The organism is Leifsonia sp. HAY1-4F (assembly GCF_056755275.1).
Genome location: NZ_JBNDHX010000106.1, coordinates 1 through 12452, shown reverse-complemented (window position 1 = coordinate 12452; position 12452 = coordinate 1). Strand labels below are relative to the sequence as shown.

Here is a 12452-nt window from a genome sequence, read left to right as displayed (position 1 = left end):
TCCGTCGTCGGCAGCGTCAGATGTGTATAAGAGACAGGCGCAGGGCGACATTCGTGACGAATGTGCGGTTTTACCCGGCGGAGGTGCTGGACATTCGCGCGCATGACCTGTTATGGTCGTCAGCGCTATGAAGTGAGAACCTCCTGACGTCCCGCGCCTGAGGCGCCGTCGATGTGAGTGAGGACCCTTCGGTCGCTGCGCTGCCCGGTCAGGCACCTGGGCGCTCCAGCGCCGCTCACGACGGAGATCGCCCGGCGGGAACCCGCTCCCTGTGGAGCGCCCGGAAGGACGGTTCCCATGCATACCATCACCCTCACACCCTTACGCGCCGACGGCGTCTCCGTCAGTTACGGCGAGCGACGCGTGCTCACCGACGTCTCGCTCACCGTCGCGCCCGGCGCCCGGCTCGGCCTGATCGGCGAGAACGGAGCGGGCAAGTCGACGCTGCTGCGTGTGCTGTCCGGTGCCGAGACGCCGGACGCCGGCGTGTTCACACGCCCGGCGCGCACTGGATTCCTCTGGCAGGAGGTGCGGTTCGAGCCGGGCGAGACCGTTGGCGCACTCCTCGAGAGCGGTTTGTCCGAGGTCCGTGCGATCGAGCGCGAGCTCGAGCTGGCCGCCACTGCTCTCGCCGACGGCGAGGCCGATGCCGCTGCTCGCTATGACGCTGCCCTCGAGGCGGCCGAACGCGCCGAGCTGTGGAGCGTGGATGCGCGTCGCGACGAGCTCCTGAACGGGCTCGGCGTCGGCGACATCCCGCTGGCCCGGCGGCTGAGCGAGGTCTCCGGCGGGCAGCGCAGCCGGTTCGCGCTGGCTGCGCTGCTGCTCGGGCGACCGGACGCACTCCTCCTCGACGAGCCGACCAACCACCTGGACGACCAGGCCGCGGCCTTCCTCGAGCTGCAGCTGCAGGACTGGCGGGGTCCCGTCGTGTTCGCCAGCCACGACCGCACGTTCCTCGACGCCGTCGCGACCGCACTGCTTGATCTCGATCCGTCGCGGTCCGGGACGACGGTCTTCGGAGGCGGTTACAGCGCCTACCTCGCCGAGAAGTCGGCCGAGCGGGCCCGCTGGGAGAAGCAGTTCGCCGACGAGCAGCGGGAGTTGAAGCAGCTGAAACACGCCGTGGATGTGACTGCTCGCTCGATCGCCTGGTCCGGGAAGGTCCGCGACAACGACAAGTTCGTCAAGTCCGTGAAGGGAAATGCGCTCGACCGCCAGATCAGTCGACGCATCCGGAACGCGGAGGGGCGGCTCGAGGAGTTGCGCGACGGCCAGGTGCGGAAGCCGCCGGCACCGCTCAGCTTCCCGGGCATCCCCTCGGGCTTCCAGGCGCTCGGCGACGGCTCCGGGGTGCTGGTCCTGGTTCGGGGGGTCCGCATCCCGGGCCGTCTCGACCTGGCCGAGCTCTCGGTCCCCCCGGGCGCGCGCATCCTCGTCACCGGGGCGAACGGCGCCGGGAAGTCGACCCTGCTGTCGGTCCTCGCGGGCCGCCTCGAGCCGGAGTCGGGCGCCGTGCAGCGCCGCCGTGGCCTCCGGGTGGCGCTTCTGGAACAGGATGTGCGGTTCGCCGACCCGACCTCCAGCCCGCGCCGCATCTACGAGGCAACCGTGGGGGAGCGGCGTGCCGAGGCCGTTCCGCTGACCTCGCTCGGCCTGATCGCCCCGCGGGATGCGGACCGCCCGGTCGGCTCGCTCTCGGTCGGGCAGCAGAGACGGCTGGCGCTTGCGCTCATCGTGGCGCGGCCTCCGCACCTCTTCCTCCTCGACGAGCCGACGAACCACCTCTCCCTCGCGCTGGCGACGGAGTTGGAGGAGGCGCTGGGCGCGTATCCGGGCGCGGTCGTCGTGGCCAGTCACGATCGGTGGCTGCGATCCGGGTGGACGGGAGACACGGTGCACCTTGCTTAACCTTCGAACATATGTTCGAATAGAAGCATGAGGTGGAGCGGTCAGGAACTGTCGGCAGACGAGCCGTCGGCGCTGCCCGGGCTTGCCCGCCTGGACAATCTCGTGCGCTCGGTGCGTACGCCCGACTTCGCCGGCATCACGTTCCACGAGGTGCTGGCGAAGTCGGCGCTCAACAAGATCCCGGGCGGGGGAGGGCCGATGCCGTTCGGGTGGACGATCAATCCGTACCGTGGATGCTCGCACGCCTGCGTGTACTGCTTCGCACGTCCCACGCACACCTACCTCGACCTCGACTCGGGCAAGGACTTCGACAACGAGATCATCGTCAAGGTGAACGTGGCCGAGGTGCTGCGCAAAGAGCTGACGAAGCCGAGCTGGGGTCATCATCCGGTTGCTCTCGGCACCAACACCGATCCCTATCAGCGGGCAGAGGGGCGGTACGGGCTGATGCCGGGGATCATCGATGCGCTGGCGGAGTCGGGCACGCCGTTCAGCATCCTCACCAAAGGGTCGCTGCTCCGACGCGATCTGGATCGGCTGGTGGAGGCGAACAAGCGGGTTCCGGTCGACCTGGCGATGTCGATCGCGGTCTACGACGACGAGTTGCAGCAGTCCGTGGAGCCCGGTACGCCGTCCACGAAAGCGCGTCTCGCCACCGTGACGGCGGTGCGGGAGCACGGGCTCGACTGCGGGGTGTTCCTGATGCCGATCATTCCGTACCTGACCGACACGAAGGCGCACCTCGATGAGGCGTTGCGGCAGGCGCAAGAGGCGGGGGCGACGTCCGTGTTGTACTCGGCGCTTCATCTGAAGCCCGGCGTGAAGGAGTGGTTCTACCTCTGGCTCGGGCGCGAGCATCCCGAACTGCTGCCGCAGTATCGACAGCTGTACGGCCGTGGGACGTACGCGCCGCAGGAGTACCGCAAGTGGCTGGCGGCCCGGATCAAACCGCTCATCCGGGCACATCGGCTCGAGCGGGGGAGGGAAGACCCGGCGACGGGCGGCGTGCGATCGACGGCGCTCGGGATGCTGCGGGACGACGAGGGCGAGCGCCGGCCCAACGGGGCTGTGATGCGGACGGGCGGGCCGGCGGAGGCGCCCGATGCCGCTTCCGTCGTGAGTGCGTCGCTCACGGGACTGGGGGTGCAGCCGACGCTCTTCTAGGAATGGGGCTGTCGCGCCGCGGGGTACTCGGCGCCGCGGGGTACACGGCGCCGCGGGGTACATCGCGCCGCGGGGTGCACGACGTCGCGGCTGAACGGCGCCCGGGGTACACACCAGCGGTCCGGAATGCCATAATCCCGAAAGGACCGAGGTGTGCTCGGGTCCAGAAGGGACGGGGACGTGTCGCTCGGTCTGCCCAGCCACCTGGCGCGACCCGCGAACTCCCGCGCCCTCGCCGCAGCCGCCCGGTGGGCGGGCCTCGTCTGCCTGGCCGCGGCCGTCGTGAACGTCGGAAGTGCGAGTCTGATGCACGGCACTGTGGCGTCGTGGGTGACGCTGCTCGTCCTCATCCCGATGGTCGTCGTCCTGCTCGCGCTGTCCCGGGGCCGCACGGTGGCGCTCACGATCACGTACCTCCTGGTGGGAACGGCGTGCACCTACTTCTACGTCGTGGCGCTGTTCCTCGGCACGCCGTCGTACCGCGACACGAACCTCTTCGTGATCGCCCTGCCGGTCATCGCGATGACGTTGGTGGGCGGAACCGGGACGGGAGCCCCGGCCGGCATCCTCTGGGCGAGCCTGGGGTTCGCACTGGCGGAGACCGCCGTCATCCTGGGCGCCGCCACGGCCTCGCGGGCCTACGTTCCCGACGCCGTCTCCCTCGGCGCCTACCTTCTGCTCGTCGGAGTCCTCGCCTACGACGGACTCACGCGCGGGACCCGGTCCCGAGCGCAGACGGCGCTCCACCGGGCAGTGCGGGACGCGCGACTCGTCGACCTCCGCCGGGAACTGGCGGCGGCGTCCGCTGCCGACCTGCACGACACCGTACTCAGTGAGCTCCTGGCGCTCGCCGGATCCCGGCCGGGTCCCCTCGACGACCGTCTCGCCCGGCGGATCGAAGCCGACCTCCGCACACTCCCCGGACTCCCGAGCGGCCCTCCCGGTGCCGCCGGAAGCCCCTCCGAGCGCCCCGCACCGGCCGATCCCTGGTACGACAGCGAGCTGCACCACGCCATCGAGGCGGCACGCGATGAGGGGCTCGCCATCGACATCTCGGGTGACCGCACCTCGTACGCCCGGCTGGGGGAGGATGCGCGCCGCGCGCTCGGCCTCGCCGTGCGGCAGTGCCTGGTCAACGTCCTCCGCCACTCCGGAAGCGCGAGTGCCGAAGTCGCTTTGTCGGCAGGCGGAGGGTCCGTCTCGGTCATGGTCGTCGACGGAGGCAGCGGGTTCTCCGCTTCCGCACCCGCCCCCGACCGGCTGGGCCTTCGGCAGTCCGTCCAGGACCGCATCGCGCGGGTCGGCGGGTCGGTCGACATCTACTCCAGCGCGGACATCGGCACGACGGTCATCATGACGATCCCCGTCGCTCCCGGGGCAGCGGTAACGAAGGGCGCCGCATGAGCGGTCTGAATGCTCGCACGATCGTCGGCGCACGGTCCGTGGCTCTGGAACGCACGCCGCAGCGGCTCGACCCGATCGGAGCCCAGTCAGCCTGGCTGCTGGTCCCTCTGCTCGGCGGGGTGGCCGTCGCCTACGCCGTGTATTCGACGGTTCTGCACGCGGGCCAGCTGCGTGATGTCTCGCTCGCCGTTATCGCGATCGCAGTGCTCCTGATCGCCGTGGTCGTCGCCTCCATCCGTTCGCACCCCGGCTTGGCGCCGTTCGGACGGTGGTCGCATTTCTCGGTGATCGGCGTCACTGTGGTGGCCGCGTGCCTGTTCAGTTCGTCGGTCTGGGGACACAATGAGCGCCTGCAGGACGACTGGGGCCAGATCGCCGTCGCGCTCCTCCTCGTCTGGATGCCGCTGTACCGGCCGGTCGGCGAGGTGGCCGCCAGTGCCATCGTCTCGGCTCTCGTGATCGGTTGCGTCGCCGCGGCCCAGAGCTCACTCGTGATCGCCAATGTGCCGCTCGTGTACGCGACCGTGTCGGCGACGCCGATCCTGGCGCTCGCTGCCGGCGGCGCCGGGTACGCCTGGACGCTCACTGGCGAGACACTGCGCTGGCGGGAGGTCGCCCGCGAGGGCCAGACCCGGCTGGAGGGCGAGCTGCGCCAGGCCGCGGAGCGGATGATCGTGCAGGACCAGATGACCGCACTGGACGCGGAGGCCGTCCCGTTCCTCGTCGCCCTCCTGCGCCGCGGAGCTGTCACCGAGGGCGACAGTGAGCGCGCTCGGGCGATCGCCGACGATCTGCGCGCCATGTCGGTGCGAGCAGTCGGACGGACCTGGCTCGAGGACACCCTGCAGCTCGCTCTGGCTCCGAGGCTCGCGGCCGGTCAGGCCTCCGAGCCTGCCGCCTCCGCAGCTCCCTCCGCAGCCCGCGCCGCAGCCCCTGCTCCCTCCGACTCCTCCCGCGTCGACGACCCCGACCGCCTGGAGCGCGTGCTCACGGCCGACCAGCGCGCGATCGTGGGCGCACTCGTCGCCACCCTCGCCGCGCGTCCCGGTCTTGACCCCTCGACGGTGCGCATCTCGGCGAGCGAGCCCGAGCGGCCCGTCTTCCTCCTGCGGGCGCAGGTGGAGGAGTCCCGCGCGGAACTGCGCCGTGCGCTGCTGCCGTTCGTCAGCTCTCTCAACTCGGTCGCCATGCGCGCGACGATGCGCTTTCGGAGCAGCGAGCTGACCGTCCGGTTCGCCTATCCCGAAGCCGGCTTCCCTGTTCCCGAAAGGGGGAGACGATGACCCGAACGCCTCCGTACGATGCGGCGGCGACCGCGCCGCCGGCCGCGGGCCGCGACGGCGAGCCTCCGATCCGCTTGGCTATCCTCGACGACCACGAGATCCTCCTGGACAGCCTCGCCTCCTGGATCGAGAAGAACGCGCCCCAGTTCGACCTCGTGGTCCGCGCCAGCAGCTGGCTGGAGCTCGTCCACAGCGAGGCGTTCCCCACCGATCTCGTCATCATGGACCTCCAGCTGAAGGAATCGGTCTCGATCGGCGCACGCGTGCGCACCTGCCGGGCGGCGGGGGCCAAGGTCGTCGTCCTGAGTGCCGTCGACACGCCCGAGGACCGGGATGCGGCGCTCGCCGCCGGCGCCATCGCGTACGTCACGAAGTCCCAGCCGATGACCGAGCTGCTGACTGCGGCCCTCGCAGCGTCAGGCCGGGGACCCGAGCGCACGGCGCCCACGCAACAGGCGTGGCGTCCCAAGCCGCTCATCCCCGAGTCCGCGCGGCCGCGCCTCAGCGACGGCGAGCGGCAGGCGCTCGTGCTCTACGCCGACGGACGCACCACCTCGGAGGTGGCACAGGCGATGAACGTCCAGTACGAGACCGCGAAGACCTACCTGCGCCGCGTGCGCGAGAAGTACGGCAAGGCGGGCCGTCCGACCAGCTCCCGGGCCGACCTGATCCGAAGAGCCGCAGAGGACGGCTACTTGACCTGACGCGCCGTCGCCGTCGTCCTCGCCGTCTCACAGCCGTGCCCGAATAGGATCGGTGCGTGGCAAAACTGTATTTCCGCTACGGCGCGATGAACAGCGGCAAGAGCACGGCCATGCTTCAGGCCGCGTACAACTACGAGGAACGCGGGCACCGCGTCCTGCTCACCAAGCCGTCGATCGACACGAAGGGCGACCTCGGCGTCCTCTCCCGGCTGGGTGTGACCCGGGCGGTGGACTTCCTGATCACGCCGGAGACGGATGCGTACGGCGCCTTCCAGCGGCACCGCGAGCGCACCATCAAGCGCTTCGACACGGATATCAGCGCCCTGCTCGTGGACGAGGCCCAGTTCCTCACCGAGGCGCAGGTCGACGACCTCCTCCGGATCGCGCTGCTCGACAACGTCCCGGTGCTCGCCTACGGCATCCGAACCGACTTCCAGACGGTCGCGTTCCCCGGCAGCCGCCGGCTCCTGGAGGTCGCGCACAGCATCGAGGAGCTGAAGACGATCTGCCGCTGCGGTCGCAAGGCGATCTTCAACGCGCGCAAGATCGACGGCGTCTTCGTCTTCGACGGCGACCAGGTCGCCATCGACGGCGCCTCCGTCTCCTACGAATCGCTCTGCGGCAACTGCTACCTCGACGAGAGCCGGGGCGTGCTGAACAACGGACGCAGGCACTGGCCCGTGGATGCGGCTCCCGCGTACGTCGACGAGCCGGACCCCGACTTCACCTGACGCCTCACGGTGCGGAACTCATTCCGCCCGACGGCCACCCCACCCGAACGAAGGGGCCACCCATGAGAATCTCCGTGATCGGCTGCGGCTATCTCGGTGCCGTCCATGCCGCGTCGATGGCGCACCTCGGGCACGACGTCGTCGGCATCGACGTCGACGAGGCGAAGATCGCCTCCCTCGCGGCCGGCCGGGCGCCGTTCTTCGAGCCCGGACTTCCGGAGGTGCTGCAGTCGGCCGCAGCGACCGGCCGACTCCGGTTCACGACCGACCTGGCGGCGGCAGAGGATGCAGACGTGCACTTCGTCGCCGTCGGAACACCGCAGATCGCCGATGGGGATGCGGCCGACATGCGGTTCGTGGATGCGGCGTTCGCCTCCCTCCTCGATCACGTGAAACCGGGGGACCTCATCGTCGGCAAGAGCACCGTCCCCGTCGGCACGGCCGCTCGCCTCGCGGAGCTGATCGCCGGGAAGCAGCCGGACGCGACCCTGGCCTGGAACCCGGAGTTCCTGCGCGAGGGATTCGCGGTGAAGGACACCGTCAGCCCTGACCGCCTGGTCTACGGAGTGCCCGATGGCGAAGCGGGGGAGCGCGCCGCGCGTCTGCTGGACGAGGTGTACGCGTCCGCCGTGGCCGCGGGAACGCCCGTCATCGTCACGGACTATGCGACGGCAGAATTGGTCAAGGTATCCGCGAACGCGTTCCTGGCGACCAAGATCTCGTTCATCAACGCCATGGCGGAGATCGCAGAGGCGACCGGCGCGGACGTGACGAAACTGGCGGATGCCATCGGTCACGACGCGCGCATCGGCCGCCGTTTCCTCAACGCCGGCGTCGGGTTCGGCGGCGGCTGTCTGCCGAAGGACATCCGTGCCTTCAGCGCTCGCGCACGTGAGCTGGGCCGCGGCGAGGCGGTGCAGTTCCTGGACGAGGTGGACAAGATCAACCTGCGCCGGCGCACCCGGGTGGTCGAGCTGGTGCGCGAGGAGGCGGGCGGCCTCGCCGGGGTTCGCGTCGGCGTGCTCGGTCTGGCGTTCAAGCCGCACTCGGACGACATCCGCGACTCGCCGGCGCTCGAGATCGCCATGCGGCTCGCGGAGGCCGGGGCGATCGTGACGGCGACGGACCCGGAAGCGCTCGAGAACGCCCGCCGCCGGGCGCCGGTCCTGAGTTTTGCGACGACCGCGGAGGAGGCGGTCCGGGATGCGGACGTCATCCTGCTGATCACCGAGTGGCCGGAGTTCACCGAGCTCGATCCGGCGGTGGTCGGTGAGCTGGTGGCGCACCGCACGGTCATCGACGGCCGGAACGCCCTCGACCCGGCGAGCTGGCGTGCAGCGGGATGGACCTATCGCGGTCTGGGGCGCTGAGACCGGCCGACTCGCGATTTTGGGGGGAGCCAAAAAAGTGAGGATTTGTTAGATTTGTTGCATGGCGACAGGTCTTAACGTGCCGAGCGTGTTACCGGGGCCCGCCGCGGCGCCCTCCGGAGCGTCTGAGGGGTCCCCATCGCTCTCGGTGCGACGCCGACGACTGCGCCATCCTGCAGCCACGGGAGTGCTCCTCGGCATCGGAGTCCTCCTCCTCTTCGCGATCATCTGGATCGGGTTCCGCGGCTTCCTCGCCCAACGGGAGCTGAACGACGCGATCCCGGCGGCGAGCCGCGTCACGACCGCGATCGCATCGGATGATGTCGCCGCGGCGGGCCGGGCGGCGACCGACCTGCGGAACCATACCCGTGCTGCAGCAGAACTCACGTCCGACCCTGTCTGGTTGACGGCTGAGGCCGTGCCGTGGCTCGGCCCCAACCTCACCGCCGTACGGACTGCGGCCGCTGCGTCGGACACCGTGGCCGCGCGCGTGGTCCAGCCTCTCGTAACCGTCAGCGCCGCAGTCGGCCTCCGCTCCATGGCCATCGCCGACGGACGCATGGACCTCGCCCCGATCATCGCAGCCCAGCCCGCGGTGGCTCGCGCGCGCACGGCCTTCACCGCCGCCCGCGCGAGCGTGGCCGGCATCGACACCGGCGCGATCGCGAACCCGGTCGCCGCCGGGATCGACCGGCTGAGGCACGTGCTCGGCCGCGCGGCTCCGGACATCGAAGCACTCGACAACTCCGTCCGCCTGCTGCCGACGATGCTGGGCGCGGACGGCCCACGCGACTACCTGCTGGCGGCGCAGAACCCGGCGGAACTGCGGGCGACGGGTGGCCTCATCGGCGCCGTCGCGCTCCTCCACGCCGACAAGGGGGCGATCACGCTCGGCCGTCAGTCGGCCGGCACGGCGATCGGGCCCTGGCCGGACTCCGTCGCCGACGTGCCGTTGAGCACGCAGGGCCTGTACGGTCCGCTCGTCGGGCGATACCTGCAGGATGCCAACCTCACCCCGCATTTCCCTCTCGCCGCCGCGACGGCCGCGCGGATGTGGACCACCACTTACGGAGGCACAATCGACGGGGTCATCGCCGTGGACCCGGTCGTGCTCAGCGCTCTCCTGACCTCGACTGGCCCGATCACCCTTCCCGGCGGCGACCGGCTGACATCCTCCAATGTGGTGAAACTGTTGCTGAGCGACGTCTACCAGCGGTTCTCCGATCCCGCGCAGCAGGACGCCTTCTTCGCCGAGGCGGCCAGTGCGGTGTTCGATCGGCTGTCGTCCGGCCATGTCGACGCACGGAAGCTGGTGAGCGCGCTCGCCGCTTCGGGCGCATCGCACCGCGTCCTCATCTGGAGCGCCCACGACTCGGAACAGAAGATCCTCGGAACCACCACCATCGCCGGAGCCCTTCCCGCCTCGGACCTGTCGACCGCCGGTATCGGCGTCTACTTCGACGACGCCACCGGCGCCAAGATGGACTACTACCTCAGCACCTCCGTCGCCGCCGGTTCCGCCGTGTGCCGGGCCGACGGCCTGCCGTCGAGCGTGGTGCGGGTGACCCTGACGAATCACGCCCCGGCGGATGCTGCCACGTCGCTGCCGCGCTATGTGACCGGCGGCGGGACATACGGCGTGCCTCCCGGCTCCATCCGGACCCGCGTCGGGGTGTACGGCCCGACCGGCGGTCTGCTCGCGGCGACGCAGAGCGAGGACGGCGCGGACTACGCCACCGTCGCCGGCGTCGATCAGGCACGTCCGGTCAGCCTCTTCACGGTGGAGCTGGCGCCGGGGCAGTCGAAGACCGTCACCGTGCAGTTCCTGAACAAGCAGCAGACGTCGACCGCGCTCAGCGTCGTCACTACTCCGACGCTTCCCGGGGATGGCACGTCCCCCGTTGTGGGGGTACACGACTCGGTCGCCCCCATTGTCGTGCAGTGCTCTTCCATCGTAAGGTGAGGATTGCTCAAGTCCCGGACTCCGTGCCGGACCCCACCAGAAAGGCGGCCCCATGTTCAAGAAGATCCTGGCGGCGATCGCTGTGACAGCGGGGTTGCTGCTTGCGGCTCCGGCTGCGGCGAACGCCGTCGACTACACCAACGGCGCTCAGTGCACCTTCGACGTGAGCGTCGCGCAGGCCGGCGGCAACGCCACCCTGATCTGCATCCCAGGCACCTGGTCGCCCGGCGAGGCGATCACCTGGACCGTCACCGGACAGAATGGGTCGTCCTTCACCCTGGCCTCGTTCCACTCCGCGGCCAGCAGCCTCAGCTTCACCAAGCACTCCAACGGTGACGGCAGCGACGTCCTCAGCGTGAAGCTGCCGGCCGGCGCGACCGGCACGTACAGCATCGTCGGTGTCGGACAGACCAGCGGCCACCAGTGCTCCGCTTCGCTGACCGTCCTGCCGGCCGACCAGTCGAGCACCGTGCTCGACCCCGGCAGCGGCCTTCCCCACACCGGCTCCGTGGTCGCGACCTGGGCCGTGTGGATGGGCGGCTCGCTCATCGCGCTCGGCCTGATCGCCCTCGCCATCGTGGCCTGGGCGCGCAAGGTCAGGGAGTCCTGACCCCGAAGCGCACGATTCCCGGCCGGGCTCCCGTGGCCCGGCCGGGAATCGCTGCGTCGGGGACCGCGTTGCAGCAGGGGTGAATCGTCCCAGCATCCCTCTGAACGTCCTCGACCTCGCCAGCCGTCCAGCAGGCGGCAGCAATGCCGATGCGGTCGCCGGAACCATCCGGCTCGCCCAGGCCGCCGAACGGCACGGGTACGACCGGTTCTGGGTCGCCGAGCACCACGGGATGCCCGCCATCGCCTCCAGCGCCCCCGCGGTGCTCATCGCCGGAGTCGCCGGCGCCACCCGGCGGATCCGCGTCGGCAGCGGTGGCGTCATGCTCCCCAACCACGCCCCGCTGGTGGTCGCCGAGCAGTTCGGGACGCTGCGCGCCCTCTACGGAGATCGCATCGACCTCGGCATCGGGCGCGCGCCCGGCACCGATGGCGCCACCGCGATGGCCCTGCGCCGCAGCCCCGAAGGTCTCGGAGTCGAGGACTTCCCGCAGCAGCTGCTCGACCTGTTCGGGTTCTTTCACGGCGGGATGAGCGACGCCAACCCGCTGCACGGGATCACGGCCGTCCCAGGCCTCGGCGACGCTCCGCAGATCTGGCTGCTCGGCTCCAGCGGCTACAGCGCCCAGGTCGCGGCAGCGCTCGGGCTCCCGTTCGCCTTCGCGCACCACTTCGCCGGAGAGAACACCGAAGCGGCACTCGACCTCTACCGGTCACGCTTCGAACCGAGCGACGCCCTGCGCGAGCCGCACACCATGATCGCCGTGAACGTCGTCTCCGACGAGGACCCGGAGGTGGTTCGTGCCCTTTCGCTTCCCGGCCAGCTGTCCTTCCTCCGGATGCGCCGCGGCTTGAAGCCGGAACCCGTGAGCGTCGAGGAGGCGCTGGCCTACGAGTTCACTCCGCTCGAGGAGGAGTTCATCGCCACCCGCAACGCGCGTCAGGCGATCGGAACCCCGGACGAGGTGAAGGTGCGTTTGGACGCGCTGCTCGCCTCCACGCAGACCGATGAGCTGATGGTCTCATCGGGAGCGGCGACCGTGGAGGGACGAATCCGCTCCCTCGAGATCGTGCGGGAGCTGTACCCGGAGAGTTGACGGAGTGTCGGCGTGCGCCCTAGGTCGGTTGGGCGGACGGGTTCTGAAGGGGGACGCAGGGCCACGCTGCGCGCAAGGTCGAGGTCGGTGTCGGGGTGCGCCCCACCGCTACCCCAGACGCCGCTCCTCGCTTCGCTCGGGGCGGCGCCTGGGGCCCCTCGCGGCGGGGACCCCAATAGCTGTCTCTTATACACATCTGACGCTGCCGACGACGGA

Annotated in this window: 11 protein-coding genes; 10 read left to right on the top strand and 1 reads right to left on the bottom strand. The window is 70.2% G+C overall.

What is annotated here, in order from left to right:
- The first annotated feature begins 297 nt into the window (after positions 1–297).
- The 10 genes from ACPYOG_RS16285 (at position 298) to ACPYOG_RS16240 (ending at position 12236) form a co-directional block, all read left to right on the top strand.
- On the top strand, positions 298–1911 hold the full coding sequence (locus ACPYOG_RS16285; RefSeq protein ID WP_481295216.1) for an ABC-F family ATP-binding cassette domain-containing protein: 1614 nt from the start codon (positions 298–300) through the stop codon (positions 1909–1911).
- 27 nt (positions 1912–1938) lie between these two features.
- A complete protein-coding gene (locus ACPYOG_RS16280) occupies positions 1939–3075 on the top strand; it encodes an Rv2578c family radical SAM protein (protein WP_481295215.1) in 1137 nt (378 codons plus the stop codon).
- A gap of 153 nt (positions 3076–3228) precedes the next feature.
- Positions 3229–4479 carry a sensor histidine kinase gene (locus tag ACPYOG_RS16275; RefSeq protein ID WP_481295214.1) on the top strand — a complete coding sequence of 417 codons (1251 nt, stop codon included), beginning with the start codon at positions 3229–3231 and terminating at the stop codon, positions 4477–4479.
- Positions 4476–5762 carry a hypothetical protein gene (locus ACPYOG_RS16270; RefSeq protein ID WP_481295213.1) on the top strand — a complete coding sequence of 429 codons (1287 nt, stop codon included), beginning with the start codon at positions 4476–4478 and terminating at the stop codon, positions 5760–5762. The genes ACPYOG_RS16275 and ACPYOG_RS16270 overlap by 4 nt, the downstream gene beginning before the upstream one ends.
- Positions 5759–6466, top strand: coding sequence for a response regulator transcription factor (locus tag ACPYOG_RS16265; RefSeq protein ID WP_481295212.1), 708 nt, complete (start codon positions 5759–5761; stop codon positions 6464–6466). The genes ACPYOG_RS16270 and ACPYOG_RS16265 overlap by 4 nt, the downstream gene beginning before the upstream one ends.
- A 56-nt stretch (positions 6467–6522) precedes the next feature.
- A complete protein-coding gene (locus ACPYOG_RS16260) occupies positions 6523–7197 on the top strand; it encodes a thymidine kinase (RefSeq protein ID WP_090039885.1) in 675 nt (224 codons plus the stop codon).
- A 62-nt stretch (positions 7198–7259) separates the two neighbouring features.
- Entirely contained in the window at positions 7260–8567 is a 1308-nt protein-coding gene (locus ACPYOG_RS16255) for a UDP-glucose dehydrogenase family protein (RefSeq protein ID WP_481295211.1), read from the top strand.
- Positions 8568–8715: 148 nt separating this feature from the next.
- The gene (locus tag ACPYOG_RS16250; RefSeq protein ID WP_481295210.1) at positions 8716–10530 is read left to right on the top strand and encodes a DUF4012 domain-containing protein; all 1815 of its coding nucleotides are present in this window, start codon (positions 8716–8718) and stop codon (positions 10528–10530) included.
- Between the two features lie 52 nt (positions 10531–10582).
- Positions 10583–11140 (top strand): LPXTG cell wall anchor domain-containing protein, encoded by a 558-nt coding sequence (locus tag ACPYOG_RS16245; RefSeq protein ID WP_481295209.1) that lies wholly within the window; start codon positions 10583–10585, stop codon positions 11138–11140.
- Positions 11141–11219: 79 nt separating this feature from the next.
- Entirely contained in the window at positions 11220–12236 is a 1017-nt protein-coding gene (locus tag ACPYOG_RS16240; RefSeq protein WP_481295208.1) for an LLM class flavin-dependent oxidoreductase, read from the top strand.
- 19 nt (positions 12237–12255) lie between these two features.
- Here ACPYOG_RS16240 and ACPYOG_RS16235 read toward each other — a convergent pair.
- Positions 12256–12452, bottom strand: a 197-nt coding sequence (locus ACPYOG_RS16235; RefSeq protein WP_481295207.1) for a hypothetical protein, incomplete at its 5' end; no start/stop codon positions are given.